Source organism: Veillonella montpellierensis DSM 17217 (assembly GCF_000426745.1).
GTDB classification, from domain to species: Bacteria; Bacillota; Negativicutes; order Veillonellales; family Veillonellaceae; genus Veillonella; species Veillonella montpellierensis.
Genome location: NZ_KE384563.1, coordinates 57,038 through 78,008, shown reverse-complemented (window position 1 = coordinate 78,008; position 20,971 = coordinate 57,038). Strand labels below are relative to the sequence as shown.

Below are 20,971 nucleotides of genomic sequence, written 5' to 3'. Positions count from 1 at the left end.
TATCGGATATGACAGTTCACGATGAAAGTATCACTTTATGCACGACACACTATACATTCATCATAACTCATACAAAGATGCTTGTATGCCTTCCATACCATCTGTATCACTAATATATATTGCTGAAATGCCGTAAAAATCTAAAAATGATGTAATAATCTCTCCGCCGCTCACAATAATATCTGCTCTGCCTTCTGGTAATCCTACCACTTGTCTTCTTTCTTCCATAGACATATATCTAAGTCTCATGACAAGGCCTTCTATCGTTTCTCGACTCATCATATGTCCCTGAATACGTAAAGGATCATAGACATCCACTCCTACATCAATAGCCCCTAATGTGGTAGCAGTACCACCAATAGCAACAACCACGCCAAACGGTTCTTTCATCGGCATAGATAGCCACATACTTTGTGTTACTTCCCACACCGCTTGCGGTCCTTCTTCAGAAACCGATTGTAATCGTACTGCACCAGCCAAATATGATGTGCTCCACGCAACGCCCTGTATCGATCCTAAGGCCACTTCAGTGCTACCACCACCTACATCTATAAGGGCATGTTGCTTTCCATCCGGCAAATAGGTTTGCAAAGCGCCTTGAAATCCATAGTACGCTTCTTCCTCTCCCGTCAATATACGCGTATGCATCGGACAATAACTCTTCGCAATTGTCAAAAATGTCTTTCCATTCGTCGACTCTCGCACAGCACTAGTGGCAAATCCATATATATCACTAGCTCCATACATTTGCGCTAGCGTATAAATTTCTGAAAGTGCTTCAAAGCTAGCCTCCATGCGTTCTTTCTTCAAAGAACCATCCCTATGTCTATCGCCTAAGCGTGTAGTCCATAATCGCTTTGGTTCATTATGCCATACACCCTTTTGTAATGTACCTAATAATAAACGAATCGAATTAGACCCCATATCAACAATAGCGACTTTTTTACCTATACCATTTACATTCATCATACCCTACACCTAACAATTTAATCGATTAACATGCATATTAGTACGCTTCATTTACAATTTAAATGAACTTAGCATATTCCTTATGCATGAATTATCTATTATATTTCTCTACTATCTACTAGCTCTATAACTCATTTGCTCACCCTATAACAAGAAAGAGATGACATCTAACTGTCACCTCTTGTTTATTAACCTCTACGGCCACCTCGACCGCCTCGTTTAGATTCGGTATTACGTTTTATATCGGTTAAACGCTCATCACTGTCTTTCAAAAAGCGTTTCATTTTTTCTTCAAACGACAATTGACCGCTTCGACTCGCTGTTCGTTTTTTATCAAAGCTATCTCGCCGTAGGCCTTTATCCGTTACATACCCTCTTGTAGAAGTACTATCAAAGTTTCTAGCCGTTCCCTCTTCTTTAGCAGAAACCGTGTTTGGTTGTGTTTGTTTAATGGATAAACTGATTTTATTACCTTCCACCGTTAACACTTTTACTTTTACTTGATCGGTCACTTTTAAAAAATCATTAATATTCTCTACATATTCGTTAGAAACCTCAGAAATGTGAACCAGTCCTGTTTGTTTTTCTCCTAAATCTACAAAGGCACCAAATTTGGTAATTCCTGTTATTGTTCCTTCTAGAACATTGCCTACTTCAATAGCCATGCTAACTTCTTTCCTCCACAAGATTATACATCAATAATTAAGTTCTCAGCTTTCTCACTTTATAGTACATGACTACTAACTAAAAACTACTTGTTGTATCATTATAACGGTCTATAAAAAACATTGTCAATAATTACTTTTTCTATCTAACCAGTAGTAATTCGATGGTTTTCTTCATAAAAGAGCTATGAAAAATAGGACTATTCACGAATCAAAATAGTCCTATTATCTTTACAATACATTATTTCAAAGCAAGTATGGCATCTACAAACCCTTTAAATAAAGGATGTGCATGAGTTGGTCTGGATTTTAATTCTGGATGAAATTGAACGCCTACAAAGAATGGGTGATCTTTCACTTCCACACATTCTACTAAGCGACTATCGGGAGATGTACCAGATAATATTAATCCCGCTTCAGTCAATTGTTGACGATATTCATTATTAAACTCATAGCGATGACGATGACGTTCGTAAATTAAATCCTCTCCATATACTTCACGTACTTTTGTGCCTTCTACGGTTTTACAAGGATATAAACCTAATCGCAACGTACCACCTTTTTTATCTACGTCCACTTGATCTGGCATCAAGTCTATTACACAGTGCTTTGCACTTTCATCAAATTCACTAGATGTCGCACCAGTTAAGCCACATACATTTCGCGCAAATTCCATAACTGCCGATTGCATGCCTAAACATAGTCCTAAGTATGGTACTTTGTGTTCACGGGCATATTGAATTGTACGTATTTTGCCTTCCACACCGCGATGACCAAATCCACCAGGTACTACAATACCATCACAATCTGCATAAATTTCTGCCAACTCATCTTGTGATGCATTATCTAATTCTTCAGAGTCAATCCATTTAATATTGACTTTTGTGTCGGCCACAATACCTGCATGACCTAATGCCTCTACTACGGACAAATACGCATCATGTAGAGCTACATATTTACCCACTAAGGCCACCTGAATTTCTTGCGTAGGATTCAATATTTTGTCTACCATAGCTTGCCATTCAGTCATGTCTGCTGGTACGTCTTCTAATCCCATTTTTCTTACTACGATGCTATCTAGTCCTTCTTCTTGCATCATTAATGGCACTTCGTAAATACTGTTACAGGTCATGTTTTCAATAACCGCTTCTTTATCAATATCGCAGAATAAAGCCAACTTTTCTTTCATATCTTCCGTTAATCGTTTTTCTGCACGGCATACGATAATATCTGGCTGAATTCCAATGCTACGTAATTCTTTTACACTATGTTGTGTAGGCTTAGTTTTAAGTTCTCCTGCTGCCGATATATATGGTACTAACGTAACGTGAATATATAATACATCATTACGGCCCACATCTTTTTTCACCTGACGAATGGCTTCCATAAATGGCAAGCTTTCAATATCTCCTACAGTACCGCCAATTTCTGTAATCACAAAATCGGCATTTTCTTCTTTACCTACTTTATAGACATTTTCTTTAATCGCATTCGTAATATGAGGAATAACTTGTACCGTACTCCCTAAGTAATCGCCTTGACGTTCTTTATTAATAACAGACCAGTATACTTTCCCTGCTGTAACATTAGAGCGCTTTCCTAAATTAATATCAATAAATCGTTCATAGTGGCCTAAATCCAAATCGGTTTCTGCCCCATCGTCAGTAACAAAGACTTCACCGTGTTGATACGGACTCATGGTGCCAGGATCAATATTAATATAAGGATCAAATTTTTGAATTGTTACTTTATAACCACGATTCTTTAATAAACGACCTAACGAAGCTGCTGTAATTCCCTTTCCCAGAGAAGATACAACACCACCTGTTACAAAAATATACTTAGTTGCCATGATGCCTCCCAAAGCGAAAATTGAAACTATGTGAATATAATACTATGTCATTGTCATACATCAAATCTCATACATTTTATTATATACTAATTTTCTAAATTTGTTATCTCTAATTACCAATTAATCATTAGAATTCCTATGATACGTCGTAGAAAGTGCCATTTACATTTTTTCTGGTGCCGATACGCCTAATATATTAAGTCCATGCTCCAACACCAAAGCTATTGCCGTAATCAATCCTAAGCGTGCTTGTTGTAATTGGCTATCCACACCCATGATACGGCCTTGGCGATAGAATGAGTGGAACATACCCGCCAAATCATATAAATAACGAGAAATTCGATGTGGTGCTCGTAATTTAGCTGCCACCTGTACTTCCTCTTCGTAGGAGCCTAATTTTTTAATCAATTCTAATTCAGATTCCGCCGTTAATACGGTAAAATCAGTGTGATTCCAATCGCCATAAAAAATGCCTGCTTCACTAACTTGTCGATAAATACTGTGAATTCGTGCATGGGCATATTGTATATAGTACACAGGATTATCATTACTATGAGATGTTGCTAAATTAATATCAAAATCTAATTGACTATCTAAGGAACGCATTAAGAAAAAGTATCGCGCTGCATCAACGCCTACTTCTTCCATCAATTCATCGAGTGTAACGGATTCACCAGTCCGTTTCGACATTTTAACAAGTTGTCCATCACGGAATAATGCCACCATTTGTAACAACAATACGGTTAGTCGATTTGCATCAAAGCCAAAGGAGGACATAGCCGCTTTCACACGAGCCACATACCCATGATGATCAGCCCCCCAAATATTTATCATTTCTTTAAAGCCTCGTTGATATTTATTGCGATGGTATGCTATATCCGCTGCCAAATAAGTAGGTACCCCATTATCACGAATAACCACACGATCTTTGTCGTCACCATAGGCAGTAGAATTCAACCACAATGCACCTTCTTTTTCATAAATAGCGCCTTTGTCTTGTAATTCTTTAATGGCTGCCATCACATCTCCAGAATCATGCAATGTGCGTTCACTAAACCACTTATCAAAATGAACATTAAATTTTCCCAATGTATCTTTTAAAGCATCTAATTTTAATTTATATGCTTCTTCTTTAAAAAATGCATGCCGTTCTTCCACCGTCATGGCTGCTAATTGATTGCCATATGTGGCTAACAATGATTTAGCAGTATCCACAATATCTGCCCCACGATACCCATCTTCAGGAAATTCCACGCTATTACCTAACAATTCTTGATACCGTGCTTCCACTGATTTAGCTAAATTATTAATCTGATTGCCTGCGTCATTGATGTAATATTCTGCTTGCACATGATATCCACTAGCACGCAACAAATTTACCAATGCACTGCCGTAGGCAGCACCTCGGCCATGTCCCACATGCAATGGTCCCGTAGGGTTTGCACTTACATATTCAACTTGAATTGTATCAGTTTCACGAAGCGGTTGATTACCATATTCCTTACCTGTAGTTAATATATGTTTTAATGTGTCATATACTACATCAGATTGCAAGTAAAAGTTAATAAACCCTGCACCAGCCACTTCTGCATGGTCTAACCAGTCAAACTTCATTTCTTCCATAATCGCTTCTGCAATCATTTTTGGATTTTTACGGGCCACACGTGCTGACTGCATGGCAATATTCGACGAAAAATCTCCAAACTCTTTTTGCGGTGGCACTTCTAGTACTACTTCTGGATACACACCTTCTGGTAAATGACCTTTTTGAATTGCTTGTTGTAAGGCTGTATTAATCCCTTCCTTTAGAATTTCTTTCATATCCATTTTCTGTATCCTCCCGCAATGTAATTGTTAATTGATTATAAAATTGCCATTCTCCATCTACTGAAATATCATATCCTAAGTGAACACTTCCTATGCCATCTTGAATAGATACATTAAACTCATGTGTATATACTGCCATATGAAGTTGTCCATACGGTGTTTGATATACAGATTCATGCTTTTCATTGAGCACATATTGATGACGCATATTGACATCACCGGTACGCAATAAAACAACGGAATTAGGATAGACTTTAATAGTTGTCTTAACGCCCTCTAATCCCGTAACTTCACTTTCATTATATATAATGTATTTTACACCTTGTCGCTCATAGTAACGACCCGATGAAATTAGTTCTACAACGGTGTCTTCGCCATCACGGTCTCGCTGAATACTTTTAACAGACACTAACACCTGTTTCATCCGATTCCTCCCTTGACCTATGGAAACCTACTTTTTTTACTTAATCTTTTATAGTATATCATATAATAGATGATTTGACTTCTATATCTTAGTTTCTTTTATAATTTCTATCGCACCATTAGCAGAATGCATGCTAACCAACCTATCAACTCCATCTCATAATCATGCTTTATCACAAATCGTCACCGGTAAAAGTTTCGATCAGTTTTTCTTTATCCTTACGAGAAAGTTGTTTAATCGCATATTCTTTTGCTTGTGCTTCACGCTTTGTAGAAAATACTGCATACCATACAAGCTGCACAGGTCGACGTATTCTCGTATATTTGGCACCACCTGCGATTACACCATTATGTGCTTTCATGCGGTGCTTTAAGTCTGTTGTCCATCCTGTATAATATGTATGATCACTACATTCCACTATATATGTATAATTCACGTTACTCCTATATAAGTATATATCAGTACTCTATTACATAATCATTTTTACAAGTCATGCCTACTCATGTTGCTTGTTACTTACTCGATTTAGTTTCTGGAATTGGTTCTAAAACAATAGAGTTAATAATAACTGGCTTTTTAGGTTTATTTTGCTCATTAGTCGGTACTTTTCCAATGTTAATAACCACGTCCATACCTTGTACAACGACACCAAAAATAGTATGTTTATTCTCTAACCAATCCGTAGGTGCTAAGGTAATAAAAAATTGCGATCCCCCTGTGTTAGGGCCTCGATTAGCCATCGCTAACACACCCATTTGGTTAAAGTGCAAATCATTAGAAAACTCATCTGGTATTTCATAGCCAGGTCCGCCTGTACCATTGCCAGCCGGATCGCCGCCTTGAATCATAAATCCATCAATAACACGATGAAATGTAAGCCCCTTATAAAATCCTTGCTTCACTAAATATTCAAAATTTTTCACCGTAATTGGTGCTTTGGACCCATATAAGCGAACTTTGAATGTTCCCATGTTTGTATTAAATGTGGCATAACTATCTGCTATTGGTTCTGGTGTAAAGTTAGGCATGCCCGTGCTTTCTACAGTGCCTTTTGACTGAACGCTCATCTGCGTTGTATTTAGACTACAAGCAGAACTTATCACGGCCATAATTACTAACATCATAACACATAAAATTTGTTTACTATTCATCATTATCCTTTACTAGTAGCCACGAAGGACCACTTGTACATTATCACTATCTATATCATCAAATATCTATGTATCGACCCATCCAAAATGTTGGCAAGCTTTCAAAATACCATCATCATCACAAGAAGCCGTTACATAATCTGCGGCCTTTTTTAACGGCTCTCTACCATTGCCCATGGCAATATTAGTCCATGCCGGATTAAACATAGATAAATCATTATAACCATCACCAAACACAACGACTTGATCCTCACGCATACCAAAATAATTAAGCATTTTATAAATGCCCCGTGATTTATCCATAGGTTCAAACAAAAGGCAGCCTTCACCATAACGGATTAATTTTTCTGTCATATGCGTAATTTGTTTAGCCTCTTCTTCCCCTGGCTTAAAAAATACATAAATTTTGTAAAACTGCTTTGATTGTCGATAATCATATGACGGATCAACAACAGTGTGAAATACATCCCATTCAGGATGCCATTCCAAAATTTCCTTATAAGGCGTAATGCGACGCAACTCATTACTGTCAGTAACCGCCCAGTACACATTTTTTTCTTCCAACATGGACAAGTAGTTAAGACATGTATCATGGGGTAAGCCTTGCATGCAATGTATTGTATTATCAATCGTAACACTATAGCCCCCATCTGCCACAAAATCTGTCAACCCCAAGCGTGCCGCAAATCTAGCTGCATCCTTTTGAATACGGCCTGTAGCTAATGCCACACGATGCCCCGCTTGTTGCAATTGTGCCAATGCATATATAGCGCTATCAGGAATATGGCAATCTGGCCAAACAGCCAATGTATTATCCACGTCAAAAAAGAAAAGTTTTTGTTCCACAGTACCTCCTAATCGTTATCTCTCATCTCTTCCAGACAGCAGTTTAAACCTTTCTTTTTGAGTTACTTCTGGATATTTTTCATGATCCACTTCACTAGCAAACATGACTAACGGACGTATATAGGTTTTTCGTTCCCCATACAATTGTTGATATACTACAAAGGGTTCACCCGTTTCAGAATGAATAGCAATATTAGAAACATAATATAGCATTCCTTTAAAATGACGGTATAATCCTCCTACTACAATTTCATGCATATAAACCTCTCTATCATCACTGAATTATCACTATGCACGACTACACCAATAGATAGTTCTCTGCATATATAATATTTTAAGTTCCAATAATTTCTATTCATTATACTAACAAATTTTCCTAATTTTTTCTACTCCTCCTTGATACTCTTACTAGTAATTATTCACTAATTCTATAGTAGATCCGCATAATGTGTTATACAATGAATTCTTTTCATAACTCCTATCTATGCAAAATGAATCATTACCTAGCTTGTTTGTATATTCTAATTAGATATTTCCTTTATGTAGCGAAAGATTCTTGTATGTAATAAAGTATTCTGCATCTAACAACGTGGCGCCACATACTAGATACATAGTTCAAATACCCTCTTTTTTCTAAAACTACATAAAAAAATATATTTCTAGAAAGATAAAACCCTATTTAGGTCAGTAAATGAAAGTGTTTTCAGCTTTTTTGCAACACATTGTGTACGCCCTTTAAAGTTCACAAAAAAGATAAAATGCCGATGAAGCTAGGTATTTTCTAGTTCTATCAGCATTTAAAACAACACGTTTTGTCCTATAATTCTAAAAATATGCCATCTAATAGAATCTCCATTAGATGGCATAAATCATATAAATTATACTCTTTCCAATTCATATATCGCTTTTTCCACAGCATCGCGTGTGACGGGGTAAGCACTCACATTCGTATCTGGTACAGCCATAGCTTTATCTAATATAGCTGGGATTGCGGCTACGTCTAACTCCAAATCTCCCAAACACGTAGGCCACCCCATTTCTTTATAAATAGCAAGCCACGTATCTCGTTCTTCAATTTGTTTATCCAACGTTAAAAGCACAAGTACGCCATAAGAAACGATCTCCCCGTGTAAATGTCTTGTCGCCACCGTTTCAAAGGTAGACGCACCATAGCAAATAGCATGTGCCAAATTACTATTATATCCTTCTATCAAACACGTTGAGGCAATTCCAGTGGTTACAATAATGGCTAAACAAATCTGATCAAATGCCTCGGATCGTTCTTCTCGTTTAGCCGATTGTAAGGCAGCAACCCCATCTCGCTTAATAGGTTCTGAGCATAGGCGCGATACAGTAACACCTAATTCAGACTCGTAGGTTAATGCTTGCCCTCTAGAAGAAAATTCTGGTTCATAATGCTTAGCAATCGTATCTCCCATGCCGGCCCAAACAAATTTAACAGGCGCTTCTACTAATATTTGTGCATCAATAAAGCAATGAATTGCTTGGCGATCCAAATAATAAGCATCGCGAAAGATATGATCTGGTGTATATGTAGCAGCTACCTTCGAAGTGGCTGCACAGGTTGACGCTACCGTAGGGAATGTAAAAAATGGTTTATTTCCAAGTCGCCCCGATACAATTTTCACAGTATCGATTGCGCGTCCCCCACCGATAGCAAAAAGTACATCCGCATCTTGCACTTCTGGCATAGATGCAATTTCATCAGCTCGTTCATAGCAACATTCTTTACCATATACAATTTCACCAGTGATTTCCAAATCACTGTTCACTAAAATAGGTCGCAAAATAGGCATCGCCTTAGATAATGCTGTTTTTCCCCCAATAATACAAACACGTTTTCCCACAGGTCTTACAATATGTGGTACTGCTTCATATGCCTCATGACCACCAATCGTATAATTAGGTAAAAAATTAGTATTCATTAATTAGCCCTTCTCTCATTTCCACAATCTGTTCCATTTGTCATTGCTTTTACAATTAATCCAATAATAAAGCCTACAATGGCAAGTGGTAACCAATCCATGCCAACACTATGTAGTGGCACATATTCTTTAAATAAAAGTTCTACCGTTGCTGGTGCAAAACCTGCCGTTTCCAAACCACTTACAACACCTGAAACCAAAGTAAATGCCATAGTTACGGCATACACACAGCGGCGTCCACCAAATATATTATGTGCTAGTGCCAAGAAAATAAGCACAATCGTCAATGGATATAAGAGCATTAAAATTGGAATTGCCGCAGAAATAATAGTTTTCAATCCATACATACTAACTACAAAAGATACAAGTGTAAAAATAACGGCATATGTTTTATATCCAATACGACCATAAATTTGATGGAAGTAACTAGCACATGATGTAATAAGCCCAATGCTAGTAGTCAAACAAGCCAATAGAACAATAACGGCTAAGATTACGGCCCCTAAGTTACCGAAAAAGTACTTCGCACTTTCAGCCAAAACAGGAGCTCCCGTTTCTAAAAGACCCAATTGCCCCACGCTAGTAGCACCAATATTACCAATAAATATATATACAAAGCCAAGTAGTCCTACGGCAATCATACCGGCTTTCATTGTAGATGCTGTAATTTCTTCGCGACTTGTAGCGCCACTCAACTTAACAAAATCAATCACTAAAATAGCAAATACCAGCGATGCCAATGCATCCATCGTGTTATAACCATCTAAAAAGCCTTGTACTGTAGCAATCATTGGTGTGGCATAGGCCTCTTGTGCTACATCATAACTTCCCATAGGGCTTATTAAAGATTTTACAATGAGTAATAAAATGGCACATAACAATAAAGGCGTTAACACTTTACCAATGCGATTTACTAATTTAGCAGGATTAATCGATAGCCATAAAGAAATCAAGAAAAACAATAATAGAAACCATGTTTCAAGTGAATACATGCTGGCATCCAAAAAGGGTTTAACTGAAATTTCATAAGATACAGTCCCTGTACGAGGAATGGCGAACATAGGTCCAATGGCTAAATACAATAGCACTGTGTAAATTCGACCATACCAAGGATGAACTCTCCCTGCTAATTCATCAGTATTTTTACAACCAGAATGGCCCATTGCCAATACACCTAATAGTGGAAGTCCTACACCAGTAAGTATAAAACCTATAATCGCCCACCACACATTAACACCTGCCTGTTGCCCTAAGGCGGCAGGGAAAATCAAATTGCCCGCGCCGAAAAACAAGGCGAACAGCATAAGTCCAATCGCCACATACGCACGGCCAGATAAATTTTGAGAACTTTTCATAACAATGCTCCTCTACAATAACACATATATGATTTACCACATAATCTCTACTTACTTAGAAAATAATGTCTATAACAACACATGTAAGAACATATGGAGTACGAATCATCTATTCTATCAACAGTAGTTATTTTATATAGTATAAACTAAAGTTTCACATATGACAATCTATAATGTATATCATAATCAAATTTTATAGTAGCATTGCATTCTATATCTTCACCAAATACTAATAAATATATGAATACTATATGCTAACGTATAGAGTACTGTTGCCTATTAAACTATGGAATTCTATCACTAATAGAATCCATCAAGATTCAATGTATGAATGATAGACCCAACGATTGTTGTGTATCATTAACACTATATTAGCTTCTTCATCATAGTATACGTTCCACCACAGCGTATAGTAGATATTCTCTATGGTTAGTCATAGATAATCAATATAATTTCATGACTATACATGCTATAACTTAACTATAATTATGCACTAACAATTAAATATGATGCATAGCAATGCTCAGACCTACGCCAACCATTACACGCTATTAAGTATCTCTTCTTACTTTTATATAATGCTTTACAACTATTTCTAGCACACAAAACAATTCGTATAATAGCAGAACTTACGGTGGCATAATGATCACTTACCTCTATACTCAACCTGCAGGGATCTAAAATCATAAAATAGGTTGATATATATGGTTTATATACTCTATCACCAGCCTCTAAGTTTTATACTCTATCACATCATCTAACTAGTATCTCTATGTAATACGTATGGCTCAATTTTCCCATTTATTATTTAACTTATTGATAAATACATTTACTATATACTAAATTAATAGTCTTTCTTGAAACGAATTACATATCGATATATTTAAGAAAGTGATGTCCACAACGCAATACAGAGTTTTTATTCATTAACAAGAATAAAAATAACCCAATTTATATTTTTAAATATCTCTATATTCTCTACCAATGCTATAAGAATGTATTTTTATATTTATCATCTATTTTAGGTATAATCTATGCAAAAAACTCATGTTTTTCATAAAAATGCACGTTGACAATACAAATAGTTAGATTACCTATAACTAAAATTCATCATTGAATTAACGTTGATTAATTCTTACTTTCTCTTGAATAGCACCGTCTTTTTTTCGTCAAAACTGCTAGTTCTATGCATATTTAGTAAGGGTATTCGCTGTCAAACACTATTCAACAATGTTGTATTCTATGCTATACTGACATTGTCAATTAAAGGAAGCACGCAAGAGGATATCATCTAATGTGGAGCGTTTAATTATAAACGATTAGTTGATATTTACATTTCTTGCCGTAGCATTCTAGGTACATTATTATATTTTGAAAAGAGGTTTTGACAATGGCTGGAAATATCGTTTATTTTCCTTATGAAACTCTAAAAAAACTTTCCATGGATGCATTCCAAAAATTCGGTTTCACTGAAAAAGAAGCTGACATCATTCAAGATGTACTTCTAACTTCCGACTTATTTGGTATTCAATCCCATGGTATGCAACGTATGGTTCGTTACCACAAAGGTATTACTTCTGGCTTGATTAAAATCGCCTCTAAAGGCAAAGTAGTTTTCGAAACTCCAATTTCTGCAGTTATCGACGGTGAAGATGGCATGGGTCAACTTATCGGTCACAAAGCTATGGAAATGGCTATCGAAAAAGCTAAAAAATCCGGTGTTGGTATCGTTTCTGTTCGTAATTCCAACCACTATGGTATCGCTGGTTACTACGCTAAAATGGCAAGTGACCAAGGCTTGATTGGTTTCTCTTGTACTAACTCCGAAGCAATCATGGTTCCAACTTATGCACGTAAAGCTATGTTAGGTTCTAACCCACTTGCTTGGACTGTACCTGCTGATCCAGTAGATTTCTTCTTTGACTGCTCTACAACTGTAGTAACTCGCGGTAAATTAGAAATGTACAACAAAATGGGTAAAGCTACTCCAGATGGTTGGGCTGTAAATAAAGAAGGTGTTCCTTCTACTAATGCAGCTGAAGTATTAGGCAACATTTCTCGTCATGAAGGTGGCGGTATCTTACCTTTAGGCGGAGCTACTGAAATCTCTGGTTCCCATAAAGGTTATGGTAACGGTATGATTGCCGAATTATTCGCTTCCATTCTTTCTCAAGGTGGTACATCCAATAAATGTATGAAAGATGGTCGTTCCAACATTTGTCATGGTTTCATGGCTATCAACCCAGCATTCTTTGGTGACCCTGCTGAAATCAAAGCTCATTTCAGCACATTCTTACAAGAACTTCGTGATGCTCCTAAAGCTGACGGTCAACCTCGTATCTACACTCATGGTGAAAAAGAACATGAATCTGTAGCTCGCGTTCTTAAAGAAGGTGTGCCAATTATCGAAGGTACAATGGTAGAAGTTCAAGATCTTTGCAATGAATTAGGCTTAGACTTTAAATCATACTTTGGTGATTATGTACCAAAAGCACCTCAAACAATGTTTAAAGGTAACTACTAATACTATACGATAGCAGAAGTCATAAATTCAGCTATTATCTGAGTATACTTCTAATAAACGAGTATTATATACCAAACAGGGGAAATAAACTCAGGTTTATTTCCCCTTATTATTCTCATTTATGTTATGTTAGTATCGTGTAAAATATTACTAACTATAGGAATCAATAATATAATAACTTTTATTTAATTATAAACTGTATCTATAGTTAAATTTTTTTTACTCACAGTGATAACTTTTTTTGCTATAGTCCATCAATTATTTAGAGGTATAGTATGTATCATGCGTATTATACCTACTGCTATTATTATGTGCCTATACAAATATGTCTATAGCCTTAAAGTAATTCACAAAGCAAATCTAATATATCGTATATATAAAAGTTTATATTTATTATGGAAAGGGTGAATTATCATGTCACTTATGGTATTAATTGCACTTATACCTATCATCTGGTTAGTGTTAGCACTGGCTATATTAAAAATTCCTGCATGGAAAGCTTGTTCTATCGCTGCTATCGTATCATTCATTATTGCTATAATACCTTCATTTTATGACAAAAGTCCTGCTATCATGCTATCAGGTGCAGCTGAAGGTGCCGCGCTTGCCATTTGGCCTATTCTACTAGTTATTACTGCTGCTATTTTTGCCTATAACCTAGTAGTGCATACGAAAGCTATGGAAACTATAAAAACTATGCTTTCTTCTGTAACTTCCGACAAACGTGTTCTCGCATTGTTATTAGTGTGGGGTTTCGGTAACTTTATGGAAGGTATGGCTGGTTTTGGTACCGCTGTAGCTATTCCTGCAGCTATGATGGTCGCTGTTGGATTCAATCCATTAAAATCTATTGTAGCTTGCTTAGTTGCTAACTCTGTGCCAACAACATATGGTTCTATCGGTATTCCAACAACTACATTAGCTGCTTTGACAACACTTGATCCATTACATTTAGGTACATTCATTTCCGCTCAATTATTTATTCTAAATGTAATTACCCCATTCTTTATTGTAGCTATTATCGCTGGTGGTATCCGCGCTATTAAAGGCGTATTTACTATCACTTTACTATGTGGTTTTGCATTAGCTATTCCTCAATTACTTATTAATAAATTCATGGGCCCTGAATTATCTGTTATCGGTTCTTCCATCATAATCATGGCTATCATCATTATTATGGCCAAAATTATGCCTAACAATGAACCTGAATACCAAGTAGAAGCACCTACAACAAAAATTTCCTTCAAAGAAGGGTTAATTGCTACTTGCCCATTTATTTTAATTTTCTTATTGTTATTATGTACATCAAAATTAATTCCAGCTATCAATGGACCTTTAGCTTCCATTAAAACATCTGTGCCAATCTATCAAGGTGAAGGAGCTAAACCTTACACATTCGTTTGGATTGCCACTCCTGGTATTATGATTTTTATTTCTGCTTTCATCGGTGGTTTCGTACAAAAAGCAAAAGCAAGTGAAATATTTAATGTATTAGGAAATACTTTCAAAGGATTAAAATTCACATATATTACTATTATCGCCGTTGTTATTACTGCAAAATTAATGACATATAGCGGTATGACTATCGATATTGCGAATGCCTTAGTTGCTGCTACAGGCTCCTTGTATCCAGCGTTTGCTCCTGTAGTTGGTGCCTTAGGTGCGTTCTTAACAGGTTCTGGTACAAATGCCAATGTACTATTTGGACCACTACAAATAGCCGCTGCTGCTCAATTAGATCCATCACATCCACATTTAGCACTTTGGTTAGCAGGTATTAACTCTGGTGCTGCCGGCATCGGCAAAATGTTCTCTCCTCAATCCATTGCTATCGCAATTGGCGCTGTGGGACCTGCACTTGCCGCATTTGTTAAGGAAAACAACGTGAATGCTAGTGAAGCCGACAAACTAAACAAATCCATCGAAGCAAGTTCTATCATGCAAGCTGTAGTAGGATACTTCTTACTATTCTTAATTGCTGATGGATTAATTTCCTACTTTGGTCTACAATTAGTATTCCAGCTTTATGACATTCTTCTATAAGTAATACATAAAGAACAGATAAACTATACTAAATGATTCATAACTGCTAACGGTAGCAGATAGTTGATACTATAATCAGCTATCTGCTACTTTTTTGTGCGCTAGACCTACACGGTGACCATGTATTGTATCATGTACACCATCTTATGTTACATTGACTATCATAACTAGCTAACCTATTTCCTAGTATCATAAGGCTACTATGTTACGTAATTAATTACACTCCTATGATACTTTTATGTATAGTATCGTTACAATCACTATAACAATCAGAAGTACTATAGGCTTGGAGCCTATAGCATCCAAGCCTATCACGATCTATGTCTTATTCTCTAAAGTTTTTACTCCCACCCTAGTTTAACTAGGGTGCATCTATTTTCATACAAGGATAAAAAGCAAGTAGCAACTATATAGTTGCTACTTGCTAATCTTTTACTTTCATCCTATACTACATGACTACTTATACGTATAGATATGTAGTTCTACTAGGCATTCGCCTAGCCACGTATCTAAGTTACTACTTATACGTATAGCTGGTATAGATGTTTATAATGTATTATGCATTTTGTTGTGCATGTAATTGTTTTAATGTTTCAGCTTCAATTTCTTCTTGTGTTCTGTAGTCTTGTGGTATACGCGATAAACGAATCCAACTACGAACAGCTTCTACTAAAACGATTAATATCATAATAAACATAATGACACTAAATGCTACTAATGTCCACTTACCTGCTGGAATATAACTATTAAATACATTTTCATAGTCCGCAGCAATAGCTACAATTGCCATTAATACGCATGGCACACCAGTAACCCATGCATAACGTTTATGGCCAAGTCGCATAATAACAGTAGTACCAACAGCTAATGTCATAGTACCTAGTAATTGATTCGATACACCAAATAGTGGCCAAATAATACCAATGTTACCTTGCAATACTAAGTATCCCCATGTAAGACAAATTAAAGCGGCACATCCATACACACCAGGTTTCCAATTAACATTGCCAAGCGGTTTATAGAAACGCCCCAATAATTCTTGTAATAAATAACGCCCTACACGAGTCCCTGCATCGATTAAGGTCATAATAAACAACGCTTCAAACATAATACAGAAATGATACCAATATCCCATCAATTGTTCCATATTAGGAAGTTTAGAGAATATGTGAGCCATCCCTACAGCTAATGATACGGCTCCACCAGGACGATGCATCAAATCTTCGCCTACCATATGAGACAATACTGGCAATTCATGCACTTGCAAGCCTAAGGCTTTGAAAGATTCTGCTGTACTATTAATCGCAAAATAATCATCCGGATGTAATGCAGTGGCCGCAATTAATGCCATCATAGCAATAAACCCTTCTGTCAACATAGCACCATAACCGATTGGCAAGATTTCTTTTTCATTCGTAATCATCTTAGGTGTAGTACCTGTCGCAATAACTGTATGGAATCCAGATAAAGCACCACACGCAATGGTAATAAAGATAAATGGGAATACAGAGCCTTTCAATACAGGGCCGCCACCATAAATATACGGAGTGACAGCTGGCATTTGTATAACTGGCATAACAATGATAATGCCTAATGCTAATGCCCCAATAGTACCAATTTTGAGGTACGTAGATAGATAATCACGGGGCGCTAATAATAACCATACTGGCAAAGCTGCTGCGAAGAAACCATACACAGCTAACATAATTTCAATCGTTTGTAAATCATAAGTAAACCAGGAAGCATAGGAAGATTCTGCAACAACAGGACCATAAATAATCGCTGCAAAAATAAGTAACACGCCAATAATAGTAGCTTCTTGAATTTTACCAGGTCTAATCCAACGTAAATAAATACCAATAAAAATAGCAATAGGAATCGTCATACTAACGGAAAAGAATCCCCATGGAGAATTATGCAATGCATTCGCTACTACAACAGCCATCCCTGCTAAGGTAATAATAAGCAAGAACAACGTTGCCAACATAGCACCTAAGCCTGCTAGCTTACTAATTTCTTCTTTAGCGATGTCCGCAATTGATTTACCATCATAACGAATTGATGCAAATAAAATAACCATATCATGCACCGCGCCAGCCATAACAGATCCAATAAGAATCCATAAAGCACCTGGCAAATAACCAAATTGTGCGGCAATAACAGGACCTACTAATGGCCCTGCTCCAGCAATCGCTGCAAAGTGATGACCAAAGGTAACCCACTTATTCGTTGGTACATAATCATGTCCATCATTATGTACTACCGATGGAGTCAAACGATACTGATCCAATGTCAATACTTTAGCGGCTAAGAATGCACCATAAAACCTATATGCTAACATCAAGATACAGGCTGATGCAATGACTAAATAAATACCATTCATTACCACAAATAACACCTCCAACATACAAGTACTATAGAATTTCAAACGCCAATGCTCTTGAAATCTAATACAGTTATAATATTAATCTTAATTTTGTAATATGTCAACCATTATTTCATATTTCGGTATTATATTATGATTTATTTTCATATATTATTTTTTTCAGTGTATCTACCTTTCATAAAAGAATAGAAAAAACTGCCTAGTTATAATGATTTATAACTAGGCAGATATATTGTATACTGCATATTATATAGTATTTTCTATGATACATAACTCATTTTCATGATATATATATCATATATGTATTACCTTATACACATACAACAATAGTAGTTGTGCACCACTAAAAAATGATTTTATTACATTTAGTTACAATATCTATGCAAATTTTATATACCATCTTTATTCATCAATGGTAATAATATGATTTAAGTTTTGTACTTCAAAGGAGGCATATTTCGTATTTCCATTATGTTCTAAGTATAATGTATTACCTTCTAAGTGGCCGCGCCACCCCACTACAATAGGAATGGTCGTACTAAGTTTACGGAGCAATTCAATAGGTTCTAAATTTAAAATTGGTGCAAAAAGAACATTAATGCCATCCACTAACGCTACTTCTACAATATTCATATTTAGAGCACGACGTATGCTTTCTTCGGCTAATGCAGGCCGTTCTTCCCTAGGCACTTCTAAAAAATCTGCATCAATCAAATGTTTTGCTTCCATGTACTTCCATCCACGTTGTTCTGCTAACTCGCGAATAATTCTACTTTTGCCACTGCCTGGCCCACCTACAACAAACAAAATACGTTCATCATCATTTTGAATCGATTCCCATCTTGCTTTTACATCTTGTGCTGAAATCATAGGTACCTCCTTAATAATGAAGTGTATCATCTTATCGTAGCCGACTGGCAGGACGATCCGATACCATAACCATATTAATAAATTTATCCTTCTTATCTATAGTAAACAACAAGTAACTATTATTTGCAAATGGATTTTTATATTCATATATATGTTCACCATCTACCGTTTCAATATGTGTTGGTTCCCCATACATATATAATAGTAAATACTTAGTGTCACCAATAGTTACTCCACGTCGTGTGGTCGACGAATTACCATTTAAAAATATGCGATTAATACATTGTTTCTTGTCAATGCCTACTGCGTAATCTCGATAGGAAATAAAATCTGAATTAAATACAGTGCCTCTCGTTTTCCATTCTCCATCTACACTACCATGGAAAGTATCATTTAACTGTAAGCCACGCAATACAAAATCTTCCGAGGTTAATTGTCCCGCCTGAAAATGATTCATTCTTAGATTAGGCGCACCTAATCGTGGCCACACTTGCCCATCAATCATATCAATGGCCTTAATTTTATCATCATGGAATGTGAATAACAAATATCTCTTATTTTTCATTTGCGAAGCCGCATCTTGTGTCATACGCGGTGCGCGAGTGACACGATCATTTCGTATATCATAAAACTGACTATGCCCTTCATAGAGAAATAGCAAATCCGATGTATTCGCATCGCGCCAAATCACATTAGGTGCTCCATAGGCAAACAATGTTTCGCCTCGTGTATTACCAATACCGATATCCCGTACAGTAGTTCCCTCTCCATGCTCTACATGGATATTAGTAATTGTACCATCCTTTGAATAAAAATAATGTGCTCCTTGCCCACGCAAGCGTTGATGAGCAAACCGCTTTGATTCAACCCCTGTATAGGTAGTAATAGTAGAGCCTATCATTGTATAGGTCGTAAAATTATCATTACTCTTAACCTGTAACACATCATGCCAACCAATACCTTCTGGCAAGGTAAAACTATCTTTTACCTTCTCTTCATCCTTTGCCGTAGGCTGTTGTTTTTCACTATGACTATGCTTAGTAGCTTGCTTTGCATTAGTAGACTGTGTATGTTTCTTAGAAGAATCTGTCTTGAGATCCGCCACTTTCTTATCCTTTACCGTTGTATGCTGGACATGCTCATCTTCACCAGAACTAATATTCTTTACACCTTTCTTCATTTCACTATGCATCGTTGAAGACGATTCTTCCATCATTTCCATAGCGGGTACGGCACACACAAGATGTCCTGATAGGGATGTTTCCTTTTTCTTAGCCGTCTTATTGTCATCTACGCTTGGTTCCACCTTACCCTTAGGCTGCATGCGATCATGATCCAACTCTTTCTCGCAAGAGCCTATGTCTTGACCTTCACTACTATCGTTCCTATCAACAGTCTTCTCTTCTGTAGTGCTTTTTATCTTTGTCGGTGCTGTCTTAGCAAGTGACTGTTTTTTATCCTTATTGCAAGACTTTTCATCCTGATTTACCCGAGATGCCTCCGTTGCATGCCCATCCTTATCTTCTTGACTATTCTTCAACTCTTTCTGTGTTGACGTAACAGAATCAGTATGTTCATTCGTATCAGATGTAACTTTGTCATGCCCATCCTTACGACCTTCATGTTTATCTCGCTTTGCCGCCAATCGCTCCGCTAAGGACTGATTCGTATTCATCGTGTCCTTTTTCTTTGTTTCCTCATCCTTTCTTTCTTTCTCTGAAAGTAAGAATGCTGCATGTTGATTGACGATTTTAGCCCCTCTATATACATCACCTAGGGAATAGCCATTCATGGAAAAGTCAGAGCCTTCAATGGGAAATAAATTATTAGCCGTAATATCGGTACCCACTTTTGCTAAATCAAAATCATCATGCATAACCCCATGTTTGTGATCCTCTTGTAAAGATGATGTGGTATCCATACTTTTATGAGATGTGTCACTTGTATGGGGCTTCGTATTGTCAAGTTGTACCTGATGATGGGCCGCTTCTTTTGGTGCTAGTTCTACTAATCCCTGTTGATTGCCTTCCGATGTAGCCATAGACAAACTACTACATGCACCTACCATACTACTCAAAATAACTGCTACTAACCATTGTCTTTTATGCATATT

Annotated in this window: 16 protein-coding genes; 2 read left to right on the top strand and 14 right to left on the bottom strand. The window is 36.7% G+C overall.

Features of this window, described 5'->3' with window-relative positions:
- Nucleotides 1-60 precede the first annotated feature (60 nt).
- The 11 genes from K357_RS0107495 to brnQ form a co-directional block, all read right to left on the bottom strand.
- Nucleotides 61-969, bottom strand: a complete 909-nt coding sequence (locus K357_RS0107495; protein ID WP_244869392.1) for a Ppx/GppA phosphatase family protein — start codon at nt 967-969, stop codon at nt 61-63.
- A 188-nt stretch (nt 970-1,157) separates the two neighbouring features.
- On the bottom strand, nt 1,158-1,634 hold the full coding sequence (locus K357_RS0107490) for a S1 domain-containing RNA-binding protein (RefSeq protein WP_028258131.1): 477 nt from the start codon (nt 1,632-1,634) through the stop codon (nt 1,158-1,160).
- 241 nt (nt 1,635-1,875) lie between these two features.
- Entirely contained in the window at nt 1,876-3,486 is a 1,611-nt protein-coding gene (locus tag K357_RS0107485; protein ID WP_028258130.1) for a CTP synthase, read from the bottom strand.
- Nucleotides 3,487-3,648: 162 nt separating this feature from the next.
- On the bottom strand, nt 3,649-5,313 hold the full coding sequence (argS, locus tag K357_RS0107480; protein ID WP_028258129.1) for an arginine--tRNA ligase: 1,665 nt from the start codon (nt 5,311-5,313) through the stop codon (nt 3,649-3,651).
- Nucleotides 5,279-5,737: a YwiB family protein gene (locus K357_RS0107475; protein ID WP_028258128.1), complete on the bottom strand. Its 459-nt coding sequence runs from the start codon at nt 5,735-5,737 to the stop codon at nt 5,279-5,281. Before K357_RS0107475 ends, argS begins: the two co-directional genes overlap by 35 nt.
- A 172-nt stretch (nt 5,738-5,909) precedes the next feature.
- Nucleotides 5,910-6,173: a GIY-YIG nuclease family protein gene (locus K357_RS0107470; RefSeq protein ID WP_028258127.1), complete on the bottom strand. Its 264-nt coding sequence runs from the start codon at nt 6,171-6,173 to the stop codon at nt 5,910-5,912.
- 76 nt (nt 6,174-6,249) lie between these two features.
- The gene (locus tag K357_RS0107465) at nt 6,250-6,804 is read right to left on the bottom strand and encodes a peptidylprolyl isomerase (protein ID WP_425314976.1); all 555 of its coding nucleotides are present in this window, start codon (nt 6,802-6,804) and stop codon (nt 6,250-6,252) included.
- Between the two features lie 150 nt (nt 6,805-6,954).
- The gene (locus tag K357_RS0107460; protein WP_028258125.1) at nt 6,955-7,734 is read right to left on the bottom strand and encodes an HAD family hydrolase; all 780 of its coding nucleotides are present in this window, start codon (nt 7,732-7,734) and stop codon (nt 6,955-6,957) included.
- A 15-nt stretch (nt 7,735-7,749) separates the two neighbouring features.
- On the bottom strand, nt 7,750-7,992 hold the full coding sequence (locus K357_RS0107455) for a DUF1653 domain-containing protein (RefSeq protein ID WP_028258124.1): 243 nt from the start codon (nt 7,990-7,992) through the stop codon (nt 7,750-7,752).
- Between the two features lie 620 nt (nt 7,993-8,612).
- Complete coding sequence (locus K357_RS0107450; protein ID WP_028258123.1) at nt 8,613-9,680, bottom strand: iron-containing alcohol dehydrogenase family protein; 1,068 nt, start codon at nt 9,678-9,680, stop codon at nt 8,613-8,615.
- Nucleotides 9,680-11,035 (bottom strand): branched-chain amino acid transport system II carrier protein, encoded by a 1,356-nt coding sequence (gene brnQ, locus K357_RS0107445; protein ID WP_028258122.1) that lies wholly within the window; start codon nt 11,033-11,035, stop codon nt 9,680-9,682. Before brnQ ends, K357_RS0107450 begins: the two co-directional genes overlap by 1 nt.
- Nucleotides 11,036-12,425: 1,390 nt before the next feature.
- Between brnQ and K357_RS0107440 the strand changes: the two genes are divergently transcribed.
- Together K357_RS0107440 and K357_RS0107435 are read left to right on the top strand one after the other, a co-directional pair.
- The gene (locus K357_RS0107440) at nt 12,426-13,559 is read left to right on the top strand and encodes an Ldh family oxidoreductase (protein ID WP_028258121.1); all 1,134 of its coding nucleotides are present in this window, start codon (nt 12,426-12,428) and stop codon (nt 13,557-13,559) included.
- A gap of 411 nt (nt 13,560-13,970) precedes the next feature.
- Nucleotides 13,971-15,602, top strand: coding sequence for an L-lactate permease (locus tag K357_RS0107435; protein ID WP_028258120.1), 1,632 nt, complete (start codon nt 13,971-13,973; stop codon nt 15,600-15,602).
- A gap of 556 nt (nt 15,603-16,158) precedes the next feature.
- Here K357_RS0107435 and K357_RS0107430 read toward each other — a convergent pair.
- From K357_RS0107430 to K357_RS09430, 3 genes are all read right to left on the bottom strand, one after another.
- Nucleotides 16,159-17,991: a carbon starvation CstA family protein gene (locus K357_RS0107430; protein WP_028258119.1), complete on the bottom strand. Its 1,833-nt coding sequence runs from the start codon at nt 17,989-17,991 to the stop codon at nt 16,159-16,161.
- Between the two features lie 399 nt (nt 17,992-18,390).
- Complete coding sequence (gene brxF, locus K357_RS0107425) at nt 18,391-18,858, bottom strand: BREX-3 system P-loop-containing protein BrxF (RefSeq protein WP_028258118.1); 468 nt, start codon at nt 18,856-18,858, stop codon at nt 18,391-18,393.
- A gap of 31 nt (nt 18,859-18,889) precedes the next feature.
- On the bottom strand, nt 18,890-20,968 hold the full coding sequence (locus tag K357_RS09430) for a hypothetical protein (RefSeq protein ID WP_051212170.1): 2,079 nt from the start codon (nt 20,966-20,968) through the stop codon (nt 18,890-18,892).
- Between the last annotated feature and the right edge of the window lie 3 nt (nt 20,969-20,971).